The organism is Iocasia fonsfrigidae, from assembly GCF_017751145.1.
Taxonomy (GTDB): domain Bacteria; phylum Bacillota; class Halanaerobiia; order Halanaerobiales; family DTU029; genus Iocasia; species Iocasia fonsfrigidae.
Genome location: NZ_CP046640.1, coordinates 236,958 through 262,714, shown reverse-complemented (window position 1 = coordinate 262,714; position 25,757 = coordinate 236,958). Strand labels below are relative to the sequence as shown.

25 protein-coding genes are annotated in these 25,757 nt (G+C 33.1%); 2 read left to right on the top strand and 23 right to left on the bottom strand.

The window, feature by feature from the left end:
- Nucleotides 1–4 precede the first annotated feature (4 nt).
- From GM661_RS01370 to GM661_RS01325, 10 genes are all read right to left on the bottom strand, one after another.
- Nucleotides 5–985 (bottom strand): TRAP transporter substrate-binding protein, encoded by a 981-nt coding sequence (locus tag GM661_RS01370; RefSeq protein WP_230868428.1) that lies wholly within the window; start codon nucleotides 983–985, stop codon nucleotides 5–7.
- A gap of 174 nt (nucleotides 986–1,159) precedes the next feature.
- Nucleotides 1,160–1,933, bottom strand: a complete 774-nt coding sequence (locus tag GM661_RS01365) for an IclR family transcriptional regulator (RefSeq protein ID WP_230868427.1) — start codon at nucleotides 1,931–1,933, stop codon at nucleotides 1,160–1,162.
- 338 nt (nucleotides 1,934–2,271) lie between these two features.
- Nucleotides 2,272–3,096, bottom strand: coding sequence for an SDR family oxidoreductase (locus GM661_RS01360; RefSeq protein ID WP_230868426.1), 825 nt, complete (start codon nucleotides 3,094–3,096; stop codon nucleotides 2,272–2,274).
- A gap of 30 nt (nucleotides 3,097–3,126) precedes the next feature.
- The gene (locus GM661_RS01355; RefSeq protein WP_230868425.1) at nucleotides 3,127–4,416 is read right to left on the bottom strand and encodes a lactate racemase domain-containing protein; all 1,290 of its coding nucleotides are present in this window, start codon (nucleotides 4,414–4,416) and stop codon (nucleotides 3,127–3,129) included.
- Nucleotides 4,417–4,451: 35 nt separating this feature from the next.
- Nucleotides 4,452–5,738 (bottom strand): TRAP transporter large permease, encoded by a 1,287-nt coding sequence (locus GM661_RS01350; RefSeq protein ID WP_230868419.1) that lies wholly within the window; start codon nucleotides 5,736–5,738, stop codon nucleotides 4,452–4,454.
- A gap of 74 nt (nucleotides 5,739–5,812) precedes the next feature.
- Nucleotides 5,813–6,337 carry a TRAP transporter small permease gene (locus tag GM661_RS01345; protein WP_230868418.1) on the bottom strand — a complete coding sequence of 175 codons (525 nt, stop codon included), beginning with the start codon at nucleotides 6,335–6,337 and terminating at the stop codon, nucleotides 5,813–5,815.
- A 71-nt stretch (nucleotides 6,338–6,408) separates the two neighbouring features.
- Nucleotides 6,409–7,470 carry a DctP family TRAP transporter solute-binding subunit gene (locus GM661_RS01340; protein ID WP_230868424.1) on the bottom strand — a complete coding sequence of 354 codons (1,062 nt, stop codon included), beginning with the start codon at nucleotides 7,468–7,470 and terminating at the stop codon, nucleotides 6,409–6,411.
- A 123-nt stretch (nucleotides 7,471–7,593) separates the two neighbouring features.
- Nucleotides 7,594–8,637 (bottom strand): mannonate dehydratase, encoded by a 1,044-nt coding sequence (gene uxuA, locus GM661_RS01335; protein ID WP_230868423.1) that lies wholly within the window; start codon nucleotides 8,635–8,637, stop codon nucleotides 7,594–7,596.
- An 81-nt stretch (nucleotides 8,638–8,718) separates the two neighbouring features.
- Nucleotides 8,719–9,735, bottom strand: a complete 1,017-nt coding sequence (locus tag GM661_RS01330) for a zinc-binding alcohol dehydrogenase family protein (protein WP_230868422.1) — start codon at nucleotides 9,733–9,735, stop codon at nucleotides 8,719–8,721.
- A 358-nt stretch (nucleotides 9,736–10,093) separates the two neighbouring features.
- Nucleotides 10,094–10,780 carry a GntR family transcriptional regulator gene (locus tag GM661_RS01325; protein ID WP_230868421.1) on the bottom strand — a complete coding sequence of 229 codons (687 nt, stop codon included), beginning with the start codon at nucleotides 10,778–10,780 and terminating at the stop codon, nucleotides 10,094–10,096.
- Between the two features lie 316 nt (nucleotides 10,781–11,096).
- Between GM661_RS01325 and GM661_RS01320 the strand changes: the two genes are divergently transcribed.
- The gene (locus GM661_RS01320) at nucleotides 11,097–11,348 is read left to right on the top strand and encodes a hypothetical protein (protein ID WP_125987429.1); all 252 of its coding nucleotides are present in this window, start codon (nucleotides 11,097–11,099) and stop codon (nucleotides 11,346–11,348) included.
- Entirely contained in the window at nucleotides 11,345–11,749 is a 405-nt protein-coding gene (locus tag GM661_RS01315) for a type II toxin-antitoxin system VapC family toxin (protein WP_230868420.1), read from the top strand. The genes GM661_RS01320 and GM661_RS01315 overlap by 4 nt, the downstream gene beginning before the upstream one ends.
- Nucleotides 11,750–11,976: 227 nt before the next feature.
- On the opposite strand, the gene GM661_RS01310 is transcribed toward GM661_RS01315, so the two are convergent.
- From GM661_RS01310 to GM661_RS01250, 13 genes are all read right to left on the bottom strand, one after another.
- Nucleotides 11,977–13,263, bottom strand: a complete 1,287-nt coding sequence (locus GM661_RS01310; RefSeq protein WP_230868419.1) for a TRAP transporter large permease — start codon at nucleotides 13,261–13,263, stop codon at nucleotides 11,977–11,979.
- Between the two features lie 74 nt (nucleotides 13,264–13,337).
- Nucleotides 13,338–13,862: a TRAP transporter small permease gene (locus GM661_RS01305; RefSeq protein WP_230868418.1), complete on the bottom strand. Its 525-nt coding sequence runs from the start codon at nucleotides 13,860–13,862 to the stop codon at nucleotides 13,338–13,340.
- Between the two features lie 71 nt (nucleotides 13,863–13,933).
- Nucleotides 13,934–14,995 carry a DctP family TRAP transporter solute-binding subunit gene (locus tag GM661_RS01300; RefSeq protein WP_230868417.1) on the bottom strand — a complete coding sequence of 354 codons (1,062 nt, stop codon included), beginning with the start codon at nucleotides 14,993–14,995 and terminating at the stop codon, nucleotides 13,934–13,936.
- A 282-nt stretch (nucleotides 14,996–15,277) separates the two neighbouring features.
- Complete coding sequence (locus tag GM661_RS01295; RefSeq protein WP_230868416.1) at nucleotides 15,278–16,522, bottom strand: enolase C-terminal domain-like protein; 1,245 nt, start codon at nucleotides 16,520–16,522, stop codon at nucleotides 15,278–15,280.
- Nucleotides 16,523–16,561: 39 nt separating this feature from the next.
- Nucleotides 16,562–17,278: a FadR/GntR family transcriptional regulator gene (locus GM661_RS01290; protein WP_230868415.1), complete on the bottom strand. Its 717-nt coding sequence runs from the start codon at nucleotides 17,276–17,278 to the stop codon at nucleotides 16,562–16,564.
- 48 nt (nucleotides 17,279–17,326) lie between these two features.
- The gene (locus GM661_RS01285; protein WP_407929632.1) at nucleotides 17,327–18,085 is read right to left on the bottom strand and encodes an SDR family oxidoreductase; all 759 of its coding nucleotides are present in this window, start codon (nucleotides 18,083–18,085) and stop codon (nucleotides 17,327–17,329) included.
- 318 nt (nucleotides 18,086–18,403) lie between these two features.
- Nucleotides 18,404–19,429, bottom strand: coding sequence for an alcohol dehydrogenase catalytic domain-containing protein (locus tag GM661_RS01280; protein WP_230868413.1), 1,026 nt, complete (start codon nucleotides 19,427–19,429; stop codon nucleotides 18,404–18,406).
- A gap of 614 nt (nucleotides 19,430–20,043) precedes the next feature.
- Entirely contained in the window at nucleotides 20,044–20,817 is a 774-nt protein-coding gene (locus GM661_RS01275) for an IclR family transcriptional regulator (protein ID WP_230868412.1), read from the bottom strand.
- 131 nt (nucleotides 20,818–20,948) lie between these two features.
- Nucleotides 20,949–21,389: a ribose 5-phosphate isomerase B gene (rpiB, locus tag GM661_RS01270; protein WP_125987405.1), complete on the bottom strand. Its 441-nt coding sequence runs from the start codon at nucleotides 21,387–21,389 to the stop codon at nucleotides 20,949–20,951.
- Nucleotides 21,390–21,423: 34 nt separating this feature from the next.
- Entirely contained in the window at nucleotides 21,424–22,308 is an 885-nt protein-coding gene (gene alsK, locus GM661_RS01265) for an allose kinase (RefSeq protein WP_230868411.1), read from the bottom strand.
- A 49-nt stretch (nucleotides 22,309–22,357) separates the two neighbouring features.
- Complete coding sequence (gene alsE / locus GM661_RS01260; protein WP_230868410.1) at nucleotides 22,358–23,026, bottom strand: D-allulose 6-phosphate 3-epimerase; 669 nt, start codon at nucleotides 23,024–23,026, stop codon at nucleotides 22,358–22,360.
- A 210-nt stretch (nucleotides 23,027–23,236) separates the two neighbouring features.
- Complete coding sequence (gene alsC / locus GM661_RS01255) at nucleotides 23,237–24,187, bottom strand: D-allose ABC transporter permease (RefSeq protein ID WP_230868409.1); 951 nt, start codon at nucleotides 24,185–24,187, stop codon at nucleotides 23,237–23,239.
- A gap of 2 nt (nucleotides 24,188–24,189) precedes the next feature.
- The gene (locus GM661_RS01250; RefSeq protein WP_230868408.1) at nucleotides 24,190–25,728 is read right to left on the bottom strand and encodes a sugar ABC transporter ATP-binding protein; all 1,539 of its coding nucleotides are present in this window, start codon (nucleotides 25,726–25,728) and stop codon (nucleotides 24,190–24,192) included.
- Between the last annotated feature and the right edge of the window lie 29 nt (nucleotides 25,729–25,757).

Sequence of the window (25,757 nt, the reverse complement as noted above, 5' to 3'; positions counted from 1 at the left end):
CCTACTAGTAATTTACTATTGAATCAATAAGATCCTTGCCAATCTCTTGACCATATTTATCATAAATTGCTTGTACTACTTCTTGAAAGTCCTCAATATTATCCACTTCATTAAATACCATGCCTTTATTCTTTAGCTGTTTTATAGCCTCATTAACAAATTCATTCCATACCTTTGTTTGATAAGGAGCAGTTTCTCTAGCTGCGTCCATAATACCCTTCTGAATATCTTTAGGCACTGAAGCAAAAAGATCTTTTCTCATAATGAGTATATCTGGGATGGCAACATGACGTGTATATGAATAGTATTTTGCAACCTCCTGCATATTAAAGGCAATCACTGTAGGTTCACTGTTTTCCCAACCATCTATCACATTCTGTTGTAGTGCTACATAAACCTCTGACTGTCCCATAGGTACAGCAGTTGCTCCAAATGCATTGATAGTATCAATAAGAGGTTTACTCTTCATAACTCTTATCTTAAGCCCTTCAAGATCAGCAGGTTTTCTGATAGGACGAACACTATTAGTCACACTCCTAAAACCTGAATCTAAAAAGGTTAATCCCTTAAACCCATTGTCATACAAATCACTCATTAATTTTTCCCCGATTGATCCCCTCAAAACAGCATGCTGATGTTCGATATCGCGGAAAATAAATGGCAGACTAACTACTTGTAAGGTCTTGGAGAACTGCCCTAAAGGAGCAGATGATACTTTAGCAATATCGATTGTTCCTAACTGTAATCCCTCAATAAAATCTTTTTCCTGGCCCAACTGACCAGCAGGATAAACAGTAACTTTCACCTGTCCATCTGTATGTTCATAAACTTTATCAGCAAAATATACCAATGCTTTATGTACTGGATGTGCTTCGGGTAACACAGAAGCTAGTGACCATTTATATTGCGGTGCAGCAAAACCTATACTTGCTATTCCAACTACCAATACAATAACCAACAAACTACAAAGTGTTAAGTTTTTCATCTTATTTCCCCCTCTTATTATTTCGTGATTTAATAGTAAACTATTAAATTTGACAATCCTATTAATTTCACCCCCTTAACAAAATCTTAATATATTTTATTTAATATATTAGACATATTAAACAACTTGTAAATTCCGCATTATGGGATAGCATTCCACTAAATTGGTAAAAAATTAAACACTTTCATCATTGTTTTTTATATATCCAAAAGATCTTGAAATAATTATACTATACTGTTTAATTAATTCTGAAAGTTCTTTAATCTTCTCTTTACTCATTCTAATAAGTGGTCCTGTAATACTAAAGGAAGCAATAACTTCTCCTTCATAATTAAAAATTGGACCAGCAATACAGCGAACACCCATTAGTTGTTCTTCATCATCAATAGCATAGCCATTAATCCTTACTTCTTTTAAATGTTCTTTCAATTTATCTGGCTCAGTAATGGTATTATCTGTATACTTTATTAATCCATTATCAATTATATCATCTACTACTTTATCAGGAGAGTAAGCTAAAAGTACTTTCCCTAGACTAGTACAATGAGGCTCTATTTTTCGGCCAATTTCTGAAAACATCCTTACCGTTTTTAAACTCTCAACTTTATCAATATATAATACATGATTATTATCTAATAAACCTAAGTGTACAGTTTCATTTGTTTTATCCCTAATTTTCTTTAAAAAGGGTCTAACATCATTCCTTAAGTCTAATTTATTAATTGCAACACTACCTACTTCAAAAAATTTTAACCCAACCTTATATTTACTGTTTTCATCCTGGGCTACATAACCATGATTTACAAGTGTAGATAAAATCCTATGTGTTGTGCTTTTTTTTAAAGCAAGACTATTACTTATCTCGGTTACCCCTAATCCCTTATCTGAATATATTAACTTCTCTAATATATTTATTGCCCTTGAGATAGACTGAACATTTTTAGACAAAACTATTTCCCCCTAAGCTTATTCCAATTATTATTTTCCTCATTGTGGAACTTTGTTTTATAATTATCTTAATATTATACTTTCTATATTAAACCAAAAATTCCTTCTTTTTTAAAATTTTTTTATTTTTACTTTGACATTTTAAAAAATTTAGTATCGTTCTCTAAAAACAAAGGAACCCTTTATCCCCTCTAATAAGGAGATTGAGTTCCCTAGTTTAAATATAACTTTTTCTCAATAACTTATTTCTATAATTATCAGGATTAACACCTAAAGAACCAGTACATATGTCTTCCATTACTTAGATTATCCACCAACTTAATAAAACATTTCAAAACTTATACACCACTATATGCAGAAAAACCACCATCAATCGGAATTACTGCACCATGAACAAATTCAGAACCAGGGGAAAGAAGCCAGAGTACGGTTGTAATTAGGTCTTCCGGATCACCAAATTTACCCATAGGGGTATGATCTATAATAGTCTGACCCCTGTCTGTTAAACCATCGTTCTTTTCATCCACCAGCAAAAACCTATTCTGTTCTGTTAAGAGAAAACCAGGAGCAATAGCATTAACCCTAATATCTGTTGAATAGTTCTGAGACATATGAACAGCTAGCCATTGAGTAAAATTACTTACTGCTGCCTTAGCCCCTGAATAAGCAGGAATTTTTGTTAAAGGTGTAAAGGCATTCATTGAAGAAACATTTATTATAATCCCCTCATCTTGATCTGCAAATATCTTTCCAAAAACCTGACAACACAAAAATGTTCCCATGAAATTAAGGTCAAAAACCCATTTTACAGCATCTTCCGGCAGGTCAAAAAACGACTTATCAGGGCCGGTAGTCACCTCAGCTTTATTACCACCAGCACCATTAATCAAGATGTCTATTCTGCCATATTCTGACAAAACTTTATTTGCCGCATTTTGAATACTCCCTTTATCCAGGACATCTGTCTTAATTGTTAAATGTTCGACACCTAACTCATCCAGGTCTTTACTTATTGCCTCCAGTGCCTCTTCGGCTATATCAAGTACAACTACTTTGGCTCCACTCCTACCAAGATATCTAGACATTTCTGAACATAAAACTCCAGCTCCACCAGTAATAACTGCCACCTTATCATTCAAATCATTAATTTTAGCAAAATCCACAAATATTACCTCCCATTAAATATTAACATATTAAAATTTATCTTTGGCAACCCATAATCCAGTTGCAGGGTTATTTATATAAAATATCTCTTCACCATCAACATTATTTAAACCACTATCAAGTTCATTTATATTATATTTTTCAAGAGCCCTGTCTAATGGCAAGTAATTAAAGTTAACACCTTCTATATCCTGTTTTCTTAAATGTTGACAAGCAAAGTTTATCTTAAATCTTCCCTCAGAAGACCCCTGAATAAGATGGGCTGCTGCTGATAAATTTTCTTGTAAATCTGAATTTTCCTTTACCAGGTCAAGTACCTTTTCAGTTCCAACATAACCATACTTCCTTATTAATCTATCATTATTTATATCTTCTCCAAATTTATGTAGCCCTGGAGCAATTATTATTAACTCACCTCCATCAGCAATAGCCATACGAGTCCGGTATACAGCCTTACATCCTATCCAGGTAGTCTTAAATTCTTCTGGATCAAGATATACAACAACCTTATTTAAAGATTTTTCTACTTTTATAATATTTACTTTTTTACTAAATTCAACTGCTCTTTCAAATACCGATCTATCGTAACCAGTAAAAATACCCAACATACGGGTCAGTTCTGATTCTTCATCAATGTCGGTAGAATTTACTGTCAAAATATATAATAACGGCATGTCTTTTAAAAAATGTTCCTGAGCATAATCATATAATTTTCTAGCTGGAGAATGATCGCGTCCCATGACATTTTCTACTCCAGCAACTGCCCCTACAAAATGTGATACACTTATTATTTCAAATCCTCCAACACCAACAAGAACATTCTTACTGTAATTTGCCATACCTACTACTTCATGAGGTACTACCTGACCAATAGAAATAATTAGATCATAGCCACCCTTGATCAAGCATTCATTTACTTTAACGGGAATCGACTGTTTCACCTTATCTTCTGTTACTTCACTAACATATTCAGCAGGAATTTCACCTATTTTAATAGTATCATTGCGCCAATCATGAGTTTTAAAGGCCTCCATAGGGATTCCAGTGCCAAACATTTCCTTTAATTTCCTGTTTTCCATTGGGTCATGTGTACCTAATGCTGGCATTATATCTATCTCTATATCCATCTGCCGCAAAAAGTCATAAAATATACTTGTTAAAACACCTGCACCTGAATGTTTCCTTGTAATGTCTGGGGGGAGAATTAATATCCGTTTAGCATCTTCAGGAATCTGATCTACTAGCTGTTTAATATAAGATTTTTGTTCTTCATAGCTAAATTGACTGCTTTCTGGAACTTTTTTTATTAAATTCTCCAAGATAATTCTCCTTTCCTATAAATAATCTTTTAAAATTACCTACCATACCCTAATAAATTTGGTAGAAACAATACTAATTTAGGCCAATAAGTCAATAAAAACAAGACAGCTATTTCAACAGCTAAGAATGGTAAGATAGCTCTAGAAACCCTTTCTAATGTAGTTTTAGCAATTGGCGCCGCTACAAATAAACATACCCCTAATGGCGGTGTAGCCAGTCCAATATTTAGATTTACTACCATAATAATTGCAAAATGTAAGGGATCAATTCCCAATTGGGCTACTAAAGGAGCTAAAATAGGAGCTAAGATTATTACTGCTGCCCCAATCTCCATAATCATCCCTACAAATAATAATAATATATTTATAAATAATAATACAATTAAAGGATTTTGCGTAACTCCTGTAATGGCTGCTGCTAAAAGTGAAGGCACTCGTAATATTGTTAATGCCCATCCAAAAATTGCCGCACAGGCTATAATGATTAATATAGTCCCTGTAGTTTTTACACTCTCTAATAAGGCTGAAGGTAGGTCACTTAACTTTAAGGAACGAAAAATGAAAAATCCTACAAATAATGCATAGGCTACTGCTACAGCGGCGGCTTCAGTTGGAGTAAATATCCCACCTACTATACCACCTATTATAATCACAGGCATTAATATGGCTAATAAGGCATCTTTGGTGGTAAGTAAAACCTCTTTAGTCGATACTGCTTCAGTTCTTCTGGGATGGTTATCTCTTTTGGCAAAGTAATATGCTAAAATCATTAATCCTAAGCCTATTAATACACCAGGAATAAAACCGGCCACAAATAAATCCCCAACAGATATCCCTACGATATTAGCATAAATAACCATTAATACACTAGGAGGGATAATTGGACCGATTACTGAAGAAGCGGCAGTAACTGCTGCACTATAATCTTTATCAAAGCCTTGCTCGGTCATTGCTGGAATTAGTATAGATCCAACTGCTGATGTATCAGCAACCCCTGAGCCAGTTAAACCTGCAAATATTATACTGGATAATATATTGGCCTGGGCCAGACCACCATGTATTTTCCCTATAACAATATCTGCAAATTTAACCAGTCTAGTTGTAATTCCTGTCTTATTCATTAATTGACCTGCCAGGATAAAAAATGGTACGGCCAGATATGGAAAAGAATTGATGCCATTAAATACTTTATTCGGTAGGATACCTGGAGAAATCATTCCCCATTCATGCAAAAATATAGAAGAAGAAAATAATAGAGTAAAAGCAATTGGGATATTAGAAATTAATAATACAAAAAAGGCAATAAGCAACAAATATATCATTCTTAATCCTCCCTCTTAATTCAATATTATTGGCTGATTTCTAAATTTTAAGATAAGTATATTAAAACAATTAATTATGAGTTATTAGACTTAGCTATAGAAAAATTACCATTCATAAAGTCAACTATATCTGTTAGAATAAAACTTACCAAGTGAATACCTATAATACTAAAACCTATAAATAAACTGGATTTAGGCCATTTATACGATAGATTCATAGCAGGTGTTAATGATCTTGAATCTACAATAAATCCAAAACTATAGTAGATAACAAAAATAAATAGGGCTAATGATATTAGCTTGGTTACAAAGTTAAATATCCTTAATTTTTTTTCGGGTAACTTCTCAACAAAAAACGCAACACCAACATGCTCACCATATTTAAACCCAATACTGGCACCTAAAAATCCTATCCAGATATTTAAAAAACGTGAAAGTTCATCAACCCAGGGAAGGCCTAAATTTAAGATATAGCGAAAAACTATCTGTAATAAGACTATGCTTACTAATACAGCTAGAAATATAACCGCTGTTATTTTTGCTACTTTATTAATTGAATCACTGATAGTTACTGTAATATTTTTTAGACTATTAAGCAAAAATATCCCCTCCTATTAACTATAGTTGTCCTATCAGAGATAAGATTATCTCTGATAGGACAGGTTTTTATTTATTTATAACCTAATTTCTTTTCATATTTTTCAACAGTATCTAACATACCCTCTACAACATCTGAACCAATTTCAGAACTTAACCATTCAATTACTGATGGTTGAGTCTTGGCTTTAAATAATTCTAACTCAGCAGGAGTAGGTCTATAAATTGACATTCCTTTTTCTGTTACATAATTAACACCATTAACGTAGGAAGCAATGTGTTCAGAGGCGGTACCAGCTAGAGCGGCTTCTTTACCTGCATTTAATATTTCTACTTGATACTTTTTCGGTAGACTATTAAAGAATTCATCATTGATAACTAAAAAGTTTTCGCTCCATAGATGACCATCTAAGGTAATATATTTTTGTACTTCATCTAAACTCCCTAATTTTACAGCTGAAATAGGGTTTTCCTGACCATCAACTACCCCAGTTTGGAGGGCTGTATAAAGTTCAGACCAGGCTATTGGAGTTGCAGTTCCACCAGCTGCTTCAACAACCTTCTGGTAAATTTGACCTTGCATTACTCTAAATTTAAGTCCTTTTAAATCTTCTGGGGTTTTTATTACTCTTTCATTATTAGTAAAGTGTCTAAATCCATTCTGAGCTACACCTAAAACCCTGACTCCAGTTTCTTCTCTCATATCTTCATAGATATCTGCCATAAAATCACTTTCATTCATTACAGACATAGCTATATCAGAGTTCTGGAACAGATATGGAATTGAAAACACCTGCCATTCAGGGTATATAGAGGTTATTACCCCTGTCCCAGACATGGCCTCTAATTGTCCGCCCTGTACGGCTTCTAACATAGACATTAAGGAACCCAGCTGTCCTCCTGGGAAAATTTCCACCTGGATAGCCCCACTGGTATTAGTTTCAACCATAGATTCAAAAAGCTTAATTATTGTATATTCCAGACCTACTGCTAAATCTTCTTGAGCATCACCGGCACCAATACGAAGAGTTACTGGGTTTTCTGGACTAGGATTCAAATCTTTGGCTAAAATATTGCCGCCAATCATTGCTACAACCAACAAACTAATAAATAAAACTATACTTATCTTTTTCACATTTATTCCTCCGTTTGTATTTTATATTTTTGTGAAAATATATTTGTTAAACTTTCTATCCTCCTTTCCTTTAATATATATATAAAGGGCTACCTTTAAACCCCTTATTTACTTGAATTGGTTTTATTCGCTTTTCTCTAGACTTTCCCAAATGCCATTTAAATAAGTTGCCCCTAAGGCCCTATCATATAAACCATAACCAGGCCGCCCTGTTTCACCCCAAATCATCCTTCCATGGTCTGGTCTCATCGGACCCTCAAAACCAACCTCATGATAGGCTTTTAATATTTCATAAATATCTAAAGAACCAGCAGTACTAAGGTGGGCTGCTTCTTCGAAATTTCTCTCCCCAGTAATTTTTATATTTCGCACATGAGCAAAATGTATTCTCCCTTTATCACCAAAATACCTGACTAAATCAGGGATATTATTATCTGGATTCACTCCCAGAGAACCGGTACATAAAGTTAGTCCATTACTAGGGCTGTCTACCAATTTTATGAATCTTTCTAAATTCTCTTTATTTGTTATAATTCTTGGTAAACCAAAGATAGACCATGGTGGATCATCTGGGTGAATAGCCATCTTAATTTCAGCCTCTTCAGCCACTGGTATAATTCCCTCCAAGAAATATCTAAGATTTTCCCAAAGATCTTCTTCACTAATATCCTGATACCTTGCTAACAATTCTCTTAATCCATCATTTTCATAACTAGTATCCCAACCTGGAAGATCTAGTTCTCCAGTCAAGGGATCCATCTTCATTACTGTATCTTCATTATATATCAAAGCATTAGAACCATCAGGCAATTCATAATTCAATTCAGATCTTGTCCAATCAAAGACAGGCATAAAATTATAACAAACAACATCAATTCCAGCCTGGCCTAAATTCCTTAAAGTCTCTTGATAATTCTCTATATACTTATCTCTACTAGGCAATCCCATTTTAATATCTTCATGAACAGGTACACTTTCAATTGTCTCCAGTTTTAACCCTTTTGAGTCTACCTTCTTTTTAAGTTCTAAAATTTTTTCCAGAGACCAAACCTCGCCAACAGGAACATCATAAATGGCAGATACAATACCTGTAACACCTGGAATCTGTTTAATCTTATCCAGGGTAACTTGATCATCATCACCATACCATCTCAAAGTCATTTTCATTTATTATCACTTCCCTCCCTAAGTTTTTCCTTGAGTTTCTAGTTTGCCCTTTAGACACTTTTCAGTTTGGAGATAATTTATCTAGCTTACCATGACATTTACTTTAAGGTAATCACCTGGATTTTCTTCAATATCAATAATTGTTTCTGGCACATCTTCCATACTTATTATTTTTGTAATTATAGCCTTAGCCTTAATTTTATTATTATATATTAAGTCGATTGCCTCTTCAAATTCACCTACACTAGTCCTGCCACCACGAATATCAATTTCTTTCTTGGTAATAATATCCGTTGGTAAGAGTGTTTCTTTTTTAGGCCATCCAGTAAAAACAATTCTTCCTGCATAAGAAACCATTTCTAATGTATTTCGAATTGCTTCATTTGCACCTGAAGCCTCTAAGACCATTTCTGCCCTTCGACCATCAGTATACTTAGAAATCTTCTCTATTACATCTTCCTCTAATAAATTTATTACATTAGTTATTCCAAGACTTTTGGCAAATTCTAAGCGATCTTCTACTAAATCTATTAAAATCGGTATTGCTCCATAGTATTGAGCAGCCATAGCAGCAAGCAATCCTATTGTACCCGCTCCATTAATAGCAACATGTTCTCCTTCTTTCAAGCGACCTCGATGTAATCCATGTATGGCTATGGTTAGAGGTTCTGCTAGAGGAATCAATCCCCATTCCATATCATCGGGAACCTTATACAACATTTCTGCTGGGTGGGTAAAATATTCTACCATTCCACCATCTACATGTACTCCAAGCACTTCTAATTTTTCACAACAATTAGTTCTTTTAATACTACATGGATAACAATGACCGCAATAAAGATAAGGGTCAACAATAACTTTATCTCCTTTTTTAATTCCTCTGGTATTTTCTGGTATCGATAAAACCTCTCCCGCAATTTCATGTCCTATGATTCTAGGATAAGATACTAACTGATTTGCCCCACGAAATGCGCCAATATCAGAACCACATATACCAGCTGATTTTACCTTCAATAACGCTTCATTTTTAGAAGGCTCTTTTTTTTGTATATCTATCAGGTCTACTTTCCGGGGTTCTTTAATCCTTACACCTTTCATAACTAAACTCCTCCAATTTTTTAGTGCTTTATAGTCTTTAAAATTTATAAACTGTTATCACTACTAAGATTTTATAAACAAATGTAATTTAGCTAATGGTAACATATAGACAAACTTGTATATTAATATACAAGAATTTCTATATCTTAGTATTAGTCAAAATGATTTTACGATTTTATAATATAATACTATCAATTCTATATAAGTAACACTTAAATATTGCACTTTTCTGTTCCAGCCAATTATATTAATTCCACTTAAAGTTTCACGCTATCACCCCCTCAGCTAAGACTTGCATATTAATATGCAAGTTCACCCAAAAAACATATATTCCAGGCTAATGCCTAAAATATATATTTTATACAAAATAATTAGAATACTTTTTATTGATTACTTCCACATCATCATAGACATATTTTATATGTTTCTCTAATTGTTGACAGGCAGAGACTGCATCCCTAGTTTTAATAGCTTGAATAATTTCTTTATGCTCATTTATAGTTTCTTTCAGCCGTAATTTGAGTTTTAACTTTATATAGCGAATTCTATAATAATCAGCACTAAAATTATGAATTAATTGCCAGGTATACTGAAAGCGATTACCCTTAAAAAAGTATTCATGCATTTGATTGTCAAGTTTATTATAATCTGATAATGCATTATTTTCAATAGCTAATTCCTGCTGGTTCAAATTTGAATCTAGGATATAAAAATCCTTATCTGTAAAACTATCACAAGCCATCTTTGCCGCTGCGCTTTCCATCGTAGTACGTATAAAAACAGCTTCTTTAACTCGCTGCATAGCTATTTTTGATACATATGTTCCCTTTTGAGGATAAACTTCAACTAATTTCTCATTAGACAATATGGAAATTGCATCTCTAATGGGGGTCCTGCTTATATTCAATGCTTCTGATAAATCATTTTCTCCCATCTGTATCCCTGGTAAAAAATTAAGATTTAAAATATTCTTTTTAATAACTTTATACGCAAATTCCTTTGCATTACTAGCTTTTATGTTATCATCAACATTCAAATTATCCATTTATTTCATCCTTAGACAGAGTATTTTTATACTAAATATACTGATATATTAATATACAAGTTTAATAACTGTTAAAAGTTATTAATATAATAACATATAAAAACATCTGTGTCAAAATAAATATTAATCAAAATTGTCAGTATTAATTGTCAGCTTAAACAGCTTGAGTTAGTTTATAATGAAATACCACCTTAAGGGCAGACCACTAGCAATATGTTATGCGAAGTTCAACTGGCTCACGTGTTTATCATGCACATTGCATGCGTTTCTATAATATGTTATAATATAAATATAAATCTGAAAGGTGGAATTTAATATGCCTTCTTTACAAGTTAGAGATCTACCCGAACACATCTATCAAAAAATTGTTCAACTTGCTGATGCTGAAAGAAGAAGTATTACACAAGAAACTATTGTTTTGCTCGAAAAAGCCTTAGAAATTGAAAAACAAAATAAAGAACATCGAGAAGTTCTATTTAATAGTATTTTAAATGAAACCAATAATAACTATCAAAATCATAATGTTCTTGACCCAGTCCCTCTTATCAGGGAGGACAGAGAACGATGATTATCACAATTGATGTTAGTGCTGCTGTTGAAATAGTTATGGGGAGACCAAAACAAAAAATACTAATTGATATCCTTAAAAATGCTGACTGGATTATAGCTCCCTCCCTATATATTTATGAAGCATCCAATGTTATGTGGAAATATCATTCCATTCAAAACTATCCTATTGACGATTTGCTTAATAAAACAAGACATATGATAGATATAGTGGACCAATTTATCAAATCAAAAGATATTTATGAAGAAGCTATTCCTCTCTCATGTAAAATTGATCACCCCGCATATGATGCAATGTATCTAGTTACTTGTAGAAGAAAAAACTCTACTTTAATAACTTTAGATAAACGATTAATAAAACTTGCTAATAAACTTGATATCTCAGTTGCATCTATTAGCTAACAAACTTATTTCATCCGTTAATAATTTCTCTCTTTCTTCTTTAATCCGTTTTTTATCTATTCTCTTAAACAATATTTTTGTTTCCCAAATAGGGCTTCTTGACTCCAGTCCTAAATATGACCATTTAACCTTATCTAAATTCATCATTATCTCTAATCTTTTGCGATGAAAGTAATCTTAAATTTCCCTGTATCAAGGTAAAAACATTCTTATTTTAAAAATTAAAATTACCTACCATACCCTAATAAATTTGGTAGAAACAATACTAATTTAGGCCAATAAGTCAATAAAAACAAGACAGCTATTTCAACAGCTAAGAATGGTAAGATAGCTCTAGAAACCCTTTCTAATGTAGTTTTAGCAATTGGTGCCGCTACAAATAAACATACCCCTAATGGCGGTGTAGCCAGTCCAATATTTAGATTTACTACCATAATAATTGCAAAATGTAAGGGATCAATTCCCAATTGGGCTACTAAAGGAGCTAAAATAGGAGCTAAGATTATTACTGCTGCCCCAATCTCCATAATCATCCCTACAAATAATAATAATATATTTATAAATAATAATACAATTAAAGGATTTTGCGTAACTCCTGTAATGGCTGCTGCTAAAAGTGAAGGCACTCGTAATATTGTTAATGCCCATCCAAAAATTGCCGCACAGGCTATAATGATTAATATAGTCCCTGTAGTTTTTACACTCTCTAATAAGGCTGAAGGTAGGTCACTTAACTTTAAGGAACGAAAAATGAAAAATCCTACAAATAATGCATAGGCTACTGCTACAGCGGCGGCTTCAGTTGGAGTAAATATCCCACCTACTATACCACCTATTATAATCACAGGCATTAATATGGCTAATAAGGCATCTTTGGTGGTAAGTAAAACCTCTTTAGTCGATACTGCTTCAGTTCTTCTGGGATGGTTATCTCTTTTGGCAAAGTAATATGCTAAAATCATTAATCCTAAGCCTATTAATACACCAGGAATAAAACCGGCCACAAATAAATCCCCAACAGATATCCCTACGATATTAGCATAAATAACCATTAATACACTAGGAGGGATAATTGGACCGATTACTGAAGAAGCGGCAGTAACTGCTGCACTATAATCTTTATCAAAGCCTTGCTCGGTCATTGCTGGAATTAGTATAGATCCAACTGCTGATGTATCAGCAACCCCTGAGCCAGTTAAACCTGCAAATATTATACTGGATAATATATTGGCCTGGGCCAGACCACCATGTATTTTCCCTATAACAATATCTGCAAATTTAACCAGTCTAGTTGTAATTCCTGTCTTATTCATTAATTGACCTGCCAGGATAAAAAATGGTACGGCCAGATATGGAAAAGAATTGATGCCATTAAATACTTTATTCGGTAGGATACCTGGAGAAATCATTCCCCATTCATGCAAAAATATAGAAGAAGAAAATAATAGAGTAAAAGCAATTGGGATATTAGAAATTAATAATACAAAAAAGGCAATAAGCAACAAATATATCATTCTTAATCCTCCCTCTTAATTCAATATTATTGGCTGATTTCTAAATTTTAAGATAAGTATATTAAAACAATTAATTATGAGTTATTAGACTTAGCTATAGAAAAATTACCATTCATAAAGTCAACTATATCTGTTAGAATAAAACTTACCAAGTGAATACCTATAATACTAAAACCTATAAATAAACTGGATTTAGGCCATTTATACGATAGATTCATAGCAGGTGTTAATGATCTTGAATCTACAATAAATCCAAAACTATAGTAGATAACAAAAATAAATAGGGCTAATGATATTAGCTTGGTTACAAAGTTAAATATCCTTAATTTTTTTTCGGGTAACTTCTCAACAAAAAACGCAACACCAACATGCTCACCATATTTAAACCCAATACTGGCACCTAAAAATCCTATCCAGATATTTAAAAAACGTGAAAGTTCATCAACCCAGGGAAGGCCTAAATTTAAGATATAGCGAAAAACTATCTGTAATAAGACTATGCTTACTAATACAGCTAGAAATATAACCGCTGTTATTTTTGCTACTTTATTAATTGAATCACTGATAGTTACTGTAATATTTTTTAGACTATTAAGCAAAAATATCCCCTCCTATTAACTATAGTTGTCCTATCAGAGATAAGATTATCTCTGATAGGACAGGTTTTTATTTATTTATAACCTAATTTCTTTTCATATTTTTCAACAGTATCTAACATACCCTCTACAACATCTGAACCAATTTCAGAACTTAACCATTCAATTACTGATGGTTGAGTCTTGGCTTTAAATAATTCTAACTCAGCAGGAGTAGGTCTATAAATTGACATTCCTTTTTCTGTTACATAATTAACACCATTAACGTAGGAAGCAATGTGTTCAGAGGCGGTACCAGCTAGAGCGGCTTCTTTACCTGCATTTAATATTTCTACTTGATACTTTTTCGGTAGACTATTAAAGAATTCATCATTGATAACTAAAAAGTTTTCGCTCCACAGATGACCATCTAAGGTAATATATTTTTGTACTTCATCTAAACTCCCTAATTTTACAGCTGAAATAGGGTTTTCCTGACCATCAACTACCCCAGTTTGGAGGGCTGTATAAAGTTCAGACCAGGCTATTGGAGTTGCAGTTCCACCAGCTGCTTCAACAACCTTCTGGTAAATTTGACCTTGCATTACTCTAAATTTAAGTCCTTTTAAATCTTCTGGGGTTTTTATTACTCTTTCATTATTAGTAAAGTGTCTAAATCCATTCTGAGCTACACCTAAAACCCTGACTCCTGTTTCTTCTCTCATATCTTCATAGATATCTGCCATAAAATCACTTTCATTCATTACAGACATAGCTATATCAGAGTTCTGGAACAGATATGGAATTGAAAACACCTGCCATTCAGGGTATATAGAGGTTATTACCCCTGTCCCAGACATAGCCTCTAATTGTCCGCCCTGTACTGCTTCTAACATAGACATTAAGGAACCCAGCTGTCCTCCTGGGAAAATTTCCACCTGGATAGCCCCACTGGTATTAGTTTCAACCATAGATTCAAAAAGCTTAATTATTGTATATTCCAGACCTACTGCTAAATCTTCTTGAGCATCACCGGCACCAATACGAAGAGTTACTGGGTTTTCTGGACTAGGATTCAAATCTTTGGCTAAAATATTGCCACCAATCATTGCTACAACCAACATACTAATAAATAAGACTATACTTATTTTTTTCACATTTATCCCTCCGTTTGTTTTTTGATTTTTGTAAAAATTATTATTACTAAACTCACTATCCCCCCCTTCTTTTTTAATTTATATAAAGGGCTACCTTTAAACCCCTTATTTACTTGAGGTAGTTATTTGAAAAATCAAAAAAGGTAATAAATAAAATAATACTATTGTAAATCATTATAAATACTATCAGTCATTATCGACCTCTATTATAGCTACATGATGAATAAATGTCTTTAAAATAATTGCTCTAGCCGATAAGTCTTTTTGTAGATATAACAATTTTTATGGAGTCTGTAATGTACCATCTCGAAGACGTGTTTGTGTCCAAGTAGTAACATTATTTTTACAAGGGTATTTAGCTGCTTCATCTTCATCAATATCAATGCCGAGCCCTGGTTTAGCATTAGCATACACATAACCTTCTTTATATTCAGGCAATCCGGAAAATACATCAAGCAGCGCTTTTTTTGCATCACTAAGCTCCTGTATTATAAAATTAGGTGGTTCCGTACCAGACCACTCTTGAATACCAAGATTCTGTGACGCAAGGTCAATGTGAATATTAGCTGCATGAGCTACAGGAGACATATCGCCAGGTCCATGCCAGGCTGTCTTTATCCCGAATTCTTCCGCAAAAATCTGCAATTTATGAGCAGGGGTAATACCTCCTATTTGGCTTATATGGACCCTAATAAAATCAATTAATTGCTCCTTAATTAGAAATCTCCATTCATATGGATTATTAAACAACTCACCCTGGGCTAATGGTATAGTTGTCTTAGATCTCAACTGACGTAACCATTCACCTTGTTCTAAAGAAATAGCATCTTCTAAAAAAAATAATTTATATGGTTCCAATTCTTGAGCTAACTTAATTGCATCTACTGGTCGAAGCCGTTCATGTACATCATGACAAAGATTTATATCATAGCCAACTTTACTACGTATTCTATCAAATAACTCTACAGTATCCCTCATATATTTATGTGAATCCAAGTAGACTCCCTCAGGTGAACCCTCAGGTGCAGTTGATGGTGCTGTTCCATAAATACCGCCATAGCCACCACATTGACAGCGAATAGTTGTAATCCCCTGCTCTTTATATTCCAGTATATTATCAATTAATTCATTTATATCTCTACCATCTGCATGGCGATAAATAGGTACGCCTTCACGGCATTTCCCACCTAGAAGATCATACAAAGGCATATTTGCCATTTTACCTTTTATATCCCACAGGGCCATATCCACACCAGAAATAGCATTATTTTCAATAGGACCATTACGCCAATACCCATTTTGGTGCATTAAATGCCACAATTGACTAATCTTTGATACGTCTTTACCAATTACTAAAGGTTTAATATATTCTTCTATCAAACATTTAACTGCTAAGTGCCTATACGCAAAGGTTGCACACCCCAATCCATATAGTTCAGGCTCAGTTGTTTCTACTTTTACCACAACTAAATTTATTCCTTCTGGTGCAGTTAAAATTACTTTAACATCTCTTATTTTAATTGCCATAACTCCACTCTCCATTTATGAAATAAAACTACAAGAAGTTTATATCTGTTCTAAAATGTCTTGTTCTTCAGCATCAGTATTATTCTCATAATAAATATCATCAATAGCCTTCTGTAAATGAGTTTTCATTATTCGTTTCGCCCGTGAAGCATTCTTAGCCTCAAAAGCCTTCAATAGAAGGGTATGATAATAAATACCATCTTTGTAACCAAACATTTCATTAAAATCATGCAACCTTTCTTCCTTTTGAGCAAACGCATTTTTTAAAGACCTTTCTAATAGTTTGTTACCTGTTGCATGTATAATTTCTTCGTGAAACAATCTATCAAATTGAACAAATTCATCAGGGCTTCCAATTGATTCTTTCATCTTTTGAAGATAATAATGTAATTTTTCGATAGTTTCCTTCGTAGCCCGTTTAACTGCATGATAACAACTATCTGTCTCTAAAATAAGTCTAAATTCAAGTAATGAACTCAAATCTACATAATCATACTCTTTTTTATTATGTTTCCCTAATCCTAAACTGGACAAATCATCTGAGCGTAAAAACGTTCCCTTACCGTGAATACTCTCCATCGCACCAATACCAACTAATTGCTGTATAGCAGCCCTTATACTTGTCCTACTAACCCCGAGCTCTTTAGTAAGCCTGCTCTCCGAGTAAATCTTTTCTCCTATCTTCCAATTTCCATTCTGAATTTGTTTAATAAAATAATCTAGTACTTGTTGTGTAACATTAGGTTTATTAACCATATTTCTACCTTCCTTTTGCCAAAGTCAAGAATATAACATCATTAAAACTTACCGGCACAAATAACCACCATCAACTGGAATAACTGCACCACTTAAGTAGTCACTTGCAGATGATGCCAAAAAGAGAGCAATCCCTTTCATATCATCTGGAGTACCCCATCTTTTTGCTGGGATTCTATCAGTAATTTCTTTACTCCTTTCCTCATCCTTAATAAGTTTTTGGTTCATTTCTGTAGCCATATATCCCGGAGCAATTGCATTTACATTAACACCTAAAGCAGCCCAATCATTCCCCATAGTTTTAGTCATCTGGGCAACTCCCCCTTTAGCTGCTGTATAAGCAGGAACATTAATACCTCCAAACCATGAGACCATAGAGGCAATATTTATAATTTTTCCTTTACCTTGTTCAATCATTTTTTTTGCACATAATTGGTCCATCAGGAATACTGCAGTTAAATTAACAGCAATAACTGCATCCCAATCTTCAATTGGGAATTTATCCGAGCGGTGTCTTCTTTGAATACCAGCTGCTGTGACTAAAACATCAACTCCGTCCATTATTTTCATTGCATCATCAAACATTCTCTGGATATCTAGTCGATCAGATAAATCACCTTTTACAGTATGAGCCTTATAACCTTTTTCCTTGAAATCTTTTACTACCTGGTCTAACTTATCTGAAATATCCATTAATACAACCTCAGAACCAGATTCCAGGAACCCTTCTGCCATTCCATAACCAAGCCCTTGAGCTGCCCCTGTGACTATAACCCTTTTCCCGGTAACATCAAACATTGAATTTATCACTTGTATTCCTCCCAATATAATATAGTAAAAGTTTATTCTTAACAAAAATAAATGCAACTTCTAATCAAGGCTCTTTCATAATAGACCTTTTGCATAATTGAATTGTTATCCAGATGATTAAAACGGAGCACCTAGGGCACTCCCTATTTAAATAGACTATACAATAACAGTTTAAGGTTGCAGAATTTAGTAAAGACAATTATGAAAAAGGCTATTTTCCTGTTTGACCGTAGGGAGTTTAAAACAGCCCATAATTGGCTAATACTAAATTCGTTGCGGAGTTTTTGTCTGGGAACAATCAATTATGCAAGACGCTTAATCAAATAAAATAACCATTTTTTTAACTTTGGGATTCGGATGATCTATATTATAAAATACTTTATCAATCTGACTAAACTTAATAAAGTCAGTTACAATACCATCTAAATTATATTTCTTTTCTTCAAAATCTTTAATTACTGGTTCAAACTGATAGGCCGACATCCTGGAACCGATTAAGTCCAGTTCTCTTACATCAATCATGGCCTGTGAAATAGCTTCTGGTTCTGTACAAAAACCTAAACTCACAATTCTACCTGCATTTCTAATCAATCCCTTTTCAAATAAACTTGTTAATGAACCTTGAAAACAAGCAGCATCAAAGGCAATAGTAACCCCCTTCCCCTTAGTTATCTCTTGTACTTTTTCTATTATATTTTCATTTTGGCTATTAATAATATAATCTGCCCCATAACCTTTAGCCCTCTCTAAGGACTCTTGATTTATATCACAGGATATAACTGTAGCTCCTTTGGCCTTACAGGTCTGCATAATGATTGTACCAATTGTACCTGCCCCTAAAATAAATACAATATCATCTGATACTACTCTTCCTCGAGTAGTCGTATGAGCTCCAATAGCATAAGGTTCTATTAATGCTGCATCCTTAAAGGGTATATTCTTTGGAATAATATATACGTCATCTTCAGGTGCAGTTAAATATTCTCTAAAACCACCATCTGTACCACTACCACGAACCAGTACATTCTCGCAGATGTTTTCTCTGCCAATTTTACATTGATAGCATTCACCACATGTTATTATTAAATCAATAGCTACATGGTCTCCTTCTTTTACCATAGTGACTTTAGAACCAACTTTTTCTACAACACCAACATTTTCATGCCCTGGTATTAAAGGGTATGTAGAGTTTGGATTTGTTCCATGATAAATATGATAGTCTGAACCACATACACCTGCTGCCTTCATCTTAATTAGAACTTCATAATCACTATTTAATTCAGGTATTTCACTCTCAATAATTTTATATTCTTTAGGTTTTGTAACTACTACAGATTTCATATTTCCCTCCTTAAATTTCATGCTGGCTTTATAAGTTTTAAAAAAGTTTAAAATATCACTTTGTTTTTAAAGCTTCAACAAACTTGTATGACAAGTTTGTTGCTAACCTGGTTGTGATTAGTATTTAATAATATTATTTGCAAAAATAGCAATTAAATATAAACCATTCTATTACTATTTTTATAGATAATTCCTTTTTTCTTGGGGAACACACATAATACATCATACATGTAAAAAACAATAACTTGTATTATGAGTTGTACATATTATACCACTACCTAAATTCATTTGTCAATATTTTTTTGTTTTTTTAAATTGCATAAACAATCTGACAAGTTAAATTCTTTTATTGCTTTTTCTTTAGAATTGAAAAAATTAAGGCTTCAGCCAACTCCTAATCTACATCGTAAACGTTTCTTAAAACCAGCTTAAACCTATAAACAGCCATAAACAGTTTAAAGAAAAACCAAAATAAAAAAAGCAACCCCATTCTAAAACATGGCGCCGCCTTTAAAGAAAAACTCTGCTTAATCACAACTTTATGTTAATTAAACTAATAAATATTCAATTTTAGATACAACCTTTGGCAATGTTTTGGCGATCCCCTTGTCGTGTTACTTATATTTGTAACCAAAAGCTGCCGAAATTTGTCTGCTGTATTCATGAACAACTTCTGCCAGTTCATCAATTCTTTCATGAGTCATTCTATTAATAGGAGCTGAAATACTGAAGGCAGCTATTACATCCCTGTTAAAATTAAAAATAGGACCACCGATACACCTGATTCCCATCCTCTGCTCTTCGTCATCAATAGCATATCCCTGGTCAAAGACCTCTTTAATATGTTTTCTAAATTCAATCTCATCAGTAATAGTCTTATCAGTGTATTTCTTTAAGCCATTCTCAATGACCTGATCTCTTAGTTCTGGTTTAGAATAAGCCAGAATTACCTTGCCCAGACTGGTACAATGAGCACATACACGTCTGCCTATTCTCGAATACATCCTTATGGTTTCAGAGGTCTCTTCTTTATCAATATAGACTACTTCTGTACCATCCATAATACCAAGGTGTACAGTTTCTCTGGTCTCTTCACGCAGCCTCTTTAAATATGGTTTTATCTGTTCTCGTAAATCCAGGCTGTTTAAGACCAGCCCACCTATTTCAAATAGTTTTAATCCAACTTTATACTGATTATAATCATCCTGTTCTACATATCCCCTGTAACCTAAAGTTGCCAGCAGGCGATAGACTGTACTCTTATGCAGCCCAAGACTATTACTTAATTCAGTTACTCCCATACTTTTATTAGACTCTACCAGTTTTTCTACCACATCTAAGGCCCTATCAAGTGACTGCACTAATTGCTGAGGTTTTTTATTTTTCATAATAATTCCCTTCCTATATATGGCTACTATGTTTTTTATTATAAAACATTACACTATATATTTCAAGTAGCCCCACCACTCAATCAAAAAAGCCTCAAGCACCTCATTTAAACACAAATAAACTTAAAATTTTAATTCTTATCTTCTATCTTACTAATCATCTTTATTCGTTTTTCATGTCTTCCACCTTCATACTCTGTATTCAGCCAAGCATCAATAATCATTTTTGCCCTTTCTATAGTAACAACCCTTGAACCTAAAGAAAGAATATTCGTATTGTTATGTGCACGGGAAAGTTTTGCAGTATAGACCTCACTACAAACAACCGCTCTAATTCCCTTAACTTTATTAGCTGCCAGAGATATCCCGACACCCGTGCCACAGCAGACAATACCTCTTTCACACTCGCCCTTGGTTACAGCCCTAGCCACAGCTTCTCCATATATAGGATAATCTGTTCTATTTGTATCATCGCATCCATAATCCTTACATTCAATACCCTTACCAGCTAAATATTTTTTTATTTTATTTTTGAATTCAAAAGCAGCATGATCACTACCTATAGCTATCACTCATAATACCTCCCTACATATACTGTTATTTGAACTATTTTTGAATATAATCAAAAAAATAAACACCTGCACCTAGACATCCTCCATATTTACCTATATTAGAATCTATAATCTCCAAATTATCAATCATTATATTAGACCTCAGACGTTGTTTTATTAACTCTTTTAAATATTTCAGTGGAAATCCTTTCATTCTAATAACCCCACCGTCTATAATTATTAATTCTGGATCAAGTAAATTTACAGAAGTAACTATTCCAATAGCAAGGTTATCCAGGAACTCTTCTACTTCAGATTTCCCTTTCATATCTATAAAGAAATTCTCGATAGTAATATTATTATTAGAAGCTATTTTTTCCAAAGCCTTTCCCGCTGCATACATTTCAAGACAACCTTTACTCCCACAATTACAAGGTTTGCTTTTGCCTTTTAGTGGTATATGACCTAATTCACCTGCAAACCCTCTGAATCCTTTATAAAGCCTTCCATTGATAATAATACTACATCCAAAACCTGTCCCAATAAAAAAGCCAACTATATTCTGCGCAGTCCTATTTAATAGTTTTTGTTCAGCTAACATTATTAAATTTACATCTTTTTCAATTACAATAGGAATTTTAAATTGGTTATAAAGTGTTTCTTTTAATTTGCTATTTTCTAACTCAGTTATATTTGGACATGATATAATCTGGTCTCTATCTACTATACCTGGTACTCCAACTCCGATAGCTGCAACTTCTTTACTACTGTTTTCTATATAATCATTTATAGTATTAATAAGCCATTTTTTAAAATTTTTATTTTTATAATCAGCAATATTGGTAATAAACATATCGTGGGTTTTATAATTATTATCTACCAAGGCAAGTCTTAAATTAGTACCCCCAATATCTATTCCAAGAACTACTTTTTCGGTCATATTAACCACTCACTTTTATGTCTCTTTTTTTTATTGAATACATTTGAAATTACTTAAAACAGATATATTTTTTAGTATTTTCAATTGCTTCATCCAGATCAGCACCCAAGGAAAAAAAGCCAGAGTTACCTAATATATAAATATCTACCCCTGCAACAATTAATTGATCGATTGTTCCTTGATTAACACTACCATCAACTTCAATCTCATAATTATAATTATTATCTTCTCTTATGGACTTTAAGTTCTTTATTTTACTAAGCATTTGTGGGATAAACTTTTGACCTGCAAACCCCGGATCCACCGTCATTACTGTAACCCGATCAATCACATCAAAGAGATATTGTAAAGACACTTCTCTTTCTGCAGGATTAAGAACAATCCCAACTTTTATATCATTATCTTTTACTTCATTGATAACCCTAAAGGCCTGATTTCTAATAGTATCTAAATGAAAAGAGATAGAATCTACACCCAGATTGATTAATCTCTCTATATAATCTTCAGGGTTAGTTACCATTAAGTGAACATTAATCGGTTTTGAAGCAACTTCCCGCAAACTCTTGATCATATCAAAATTTAAAGTTATATTGGGAACATAATGACCATCCATAAAATCAAAGTGATACTCATCTGTAAAATCATTTATTTTCTCTAACTGTTCACCTAATTTCTTGTAATCCCCACACATAACTGATACAGAAATCTTTTCCGCCATTATTTCATCCCCTTTAATTTGAAGTAGCTAAGTCAGCCAAATTTATGAGATAATTATAATTCCTACTTTTTATTTTTATTCACACTCCATATCTGGGAAACATACAAAAGCAATCCCTTATAGAGTAATCAGAGAATTATAATTATTTATATACTATCCAATTTCAATAAACTACATATTCTTTCATCAAGCAAAATCAAGATATTAAGATTATTTACTACTTCCTTTGCTGAGAAATTTATCAAGAGAAACAGAGCCAATAATCAATAAGCCCATAAAGATTTGCTGATAATAAGTCTGGACATTTAAAATATTAAGGGCATTATTAATCAAACCAATTATTAAAGCACCCATTACTACTCCAAAGATCTTGCCTTTTCCACCAAAGAAACTTGTACCACCTATAATAGCTGAAGCAATAGCAAATAGTTCATAACCATTTCCCGCCAGCGGTTCGGCAGCTCCCATGCGAGCTGTCATAACCACACCTGCTATACCCGCACATACCCCCGAAAACATAAATACCAGTACTTTATGCATTTTAACATTAATTCCTGATAACCAGGCAGCTTCTTCATTACCACCCAGGGCATATATATTTCTTCCAAGCTTTGTTTTTCTAGTGACAAAAGCAAATATAATCGCTACAATTATAGCTATTATTATTGGTACTGGTATAGATAAGATAGTTCCAGAAATTGACCTGCTAAACCCAGGTGGAATATTATAAATTGGTCTGGCATCTGAAATCATCAATGTCAGCCCTCTAAAAATTGTTAATCCTCCTAAGGTGATTATAAAGGGATGAAGACCTGTGAAAACTACTAAACTTCCATTAATAGCCCCTAATAAAGCCCCTAATAAAATACCACCAATTAAAATAGCCAAATAAATATTCACTGATTTACTGAGTAAAAGTGCTGTAACCATTCCTGTTAATCCTAATACCGAACCCACTGATAGGTCAATTCCAGCAATTAATATAGCAAAAAACTCACCTACAGCAATTAGAATAGTTATAGCAGATTGTAGTAGAATTTGCACAAAATTATCTACAGTAAAAAAGTACTTTGGAGATAAAATACTCATTATTATAATTAGAAGTACAAATATCAATAATGTCCCAAATCGTTGCCAGTAATAGCGAAGATCTTTGTTCATAATTAACCCTCCATTTTTTTCTTGCCAATAGTAGCAGAATACATAATATTCTCTTTATTTGCTTCATCTATATCATAATCAGCAGCAATTCTACCCTCTTTAAATACTATGATTCTATCACAAATAGATAAAAGTTCCGGTAACTCTGATGAAACTAATATGATCGACTTACCCATTTTAGCCAATTCATTAATTATATTATAGATATTTTGTTTAACCCCTACATCAATACCCCTGGTAGGCTCATCAAATATATATATATCAACACCCGCTTCTAACCATTTTCCAACAACTACCTTTTGTTGGTTGCCACCACTTAATTCTGAAACACTTTGCTCAATTGAATCACATTTTAAATTCAAATTATTTACTACATTTTCAGCCAGTTTTCTTTCATAAGAACTTTTAGTTAAACCACCTATTCCCTTCCAGGCGGCTGTTTTAATTAAACTAGGTAGTGAAACATTTTGCCAGATCGTTAAATTATCAAAAAAACCCTCTTCTGTTCTATTTTCTGGAATAAGCCCAATACCCATTTTTAAGCCATTATAGGGATTATTAATTTTCACTTCCTTACCATCTATTATAACTTGGCCTGTTTCCTTCTTGTCTGCACCAATAATTGCCCTAACTGTTTCTGTTCTCCCAGAACCAATCAATCCAAAAAAACCTAACACTTCTCCTTTGTATAATGAAAATGAAATATCCTTGATACTCTTATCTGCTCTTTTTAGATCTTTAACTTCCATTTTTACCTTATCTGATACATAATTAATCTTTTTTTTATTTTCTTCGGAATACTTAGTAGATAAACTTTTACCCACCATCATAGTTATTAACTGATTAGTAGTAATATCTTCAATCTTTTCTGTTCCAACATATTTCCCATCTTTTAAGACAGTTACCCTATCTCCTATTTCCATAACTTCATCCAATTTATGGGAAATATAGACTATACCAACACCCTCTTTTTTTAAAATTCGTATTATATCAAACAAGACATCAACTTCATCAAAGGTTAGAGAAGATGTGGGTTCATCCATAATAATCACATCAGCATTCAAAGATAAAGCCTTGGCGATCTCAACTAATTGTTTATGAGATATTTTAAGTGTTTCTACCATCTCAAAAGAGTCTATTTTTAAACCTACTCTTTTTAAAACATTGCTTGTTTCACTTGCTAATTTTTTATAATCAACAGTACCTATAGAAGTTTCTGGTAATCTTCCCACAAATATATTTTCAGCAACTGATAATTCATTGATCAAACTTAATTCTTGATGAATAATACTTATACCCAGATTCTGAGCCTCTTTGGGAGTTAAATTAGAGGCTTCTTTTCCTTTAATATATAACTCTCCAGATGATAATTGATAAACACCAGACAGTATTTTCATTAAAGTAGATTTCCCTGCACCATTCTCTCCCAATAAAACATGTACTTCTCCAGGTTTTATTGAAAAATTAACATTTTCCAGAGCAATAACTCCACCAAACCTTTTAGATACATCTTTCATTCTTACAAGATAATCTTTAAGCATCAAGCCCACTCCTTCTATAATTGGGCCAG

What these genes read in the sequence shown, in the direction of transcription:
- GM661_RS01315 (WP_230868420.1), top strand. Translation starts at nt 11,345, where the DNA reads ATGATTATCACAATTGATGTTAGTGCTGCTGTTGAAATAGTTATGGGG.
- GM661_RS01290 (WP_230868415.1), bottom strand. Translation starts at nt 17,278, where the DNA reads ATGGTTAATAAACCTAATGTTACACAACAAGTACTAGATTATTTTATT.
- GM661_RS01320 (WP_125987429.1), top strand. Translation starts at nt 11,097, where the DNA reads ATGCCTTCTTTACAAGTTAGAGATCTACCCGAACACATCTATCAAAAA.
- GM661_RS01295 (WP_230868416.1), bottom strand. Translation starts at nt 16,522, where the DNA reads ATGGCAATTAAAATAAGAGATGTTAAAGTAATTTTAACTGCACCAGAA.
- alsE (WP_230868410.1), bottom strand. Translation starts at nt 23,026, where the DNA reads ATGGCGGAAAAGATTTCTGTATCAGTTATGTGTGGGGATTACAAGAAA.
- GM661_RS01250 (WP_230868408.1), bottom strand. Translation starts at nt 25,728, where the DNA reads ATGCTTAAAGATTATCTTGTAAGAATGAAAGATGTATCTAAAAGGTTT.
- GM661_RS01275 (WP_230868412.1), bottom strand. Translation starts at nt 20,817, where the DNA reads ATGAAAAATAAAAAACCTCAGCAATTAGTGCAGTCACTTGATAGGGCC.
- GM661_RS01350 (WP_230868419.1), bottom strand. Translation starts at nt 5,738, where the DNA reads ATGATATATTTGTTGCTTATTGCCTTTTTTGTATTATTAATTTCTAAT.
- uxuA (WP_230868423.1), bottom strand. Translation starts at nt 8,637, where the DNA reads ATGAAAATGACTTTGAGATGGTATGGTGATGATGATCAAGTTACCCTG.
- GM661_RS01310 (WP_230868419.1), bottom strand. Translation starts at nt 13,263, where the DNA reads ATGATATATTTGTTGCTTATTGCCTTTTTTGTATTATTAATTTCTAAT.
- GM661_RS01325 (WP_230868421.1), bottom strand. Translation starts at nt 10,780, where the DNA reads ATGGATAATTTGAATGTTGATGATAACATAAAAGCTAGTAATGCAAAG.
- GM661_RS01330 (WP_230868422.1), bottom strand. Translation starts at nt 9,735, where the DNA reads ATGAAAGGTGTAAGGATTAAAGAACCCCGGAAAGTAGACCTGATAGAT.
- alsK (WP_230868411.1), bottom strand. Translation starts at nt 22,308, where the DNA reads ATGACCGAAAAAGTAGTTCTTGGAATAGATATTGGGGGTACTAATTTA.
- GM661_RS01280 (WP_230868413.1), bottom strand. Translation starts at nt 19,429, where the DNA reads ATGAAATCTGTAGTAGTTACAAAACCTAAAGAATATAAAATTATTGAG.
- alsC (WP_230868409.1), bottom strand. Translation starts at nt 24,187, where the DNA reads ATGAACAAAGATCTTCGCTATTACTGGCAACGATTTGGGACATTATTG.
- GM661_RS01370 (WP_230868428.1), bottom strand. Translation starts at nt 985, where the DNA reads ATGAAAAACTTAACACTTTGTAGTTTGTTGGTTATTGTATTGGTAGTT.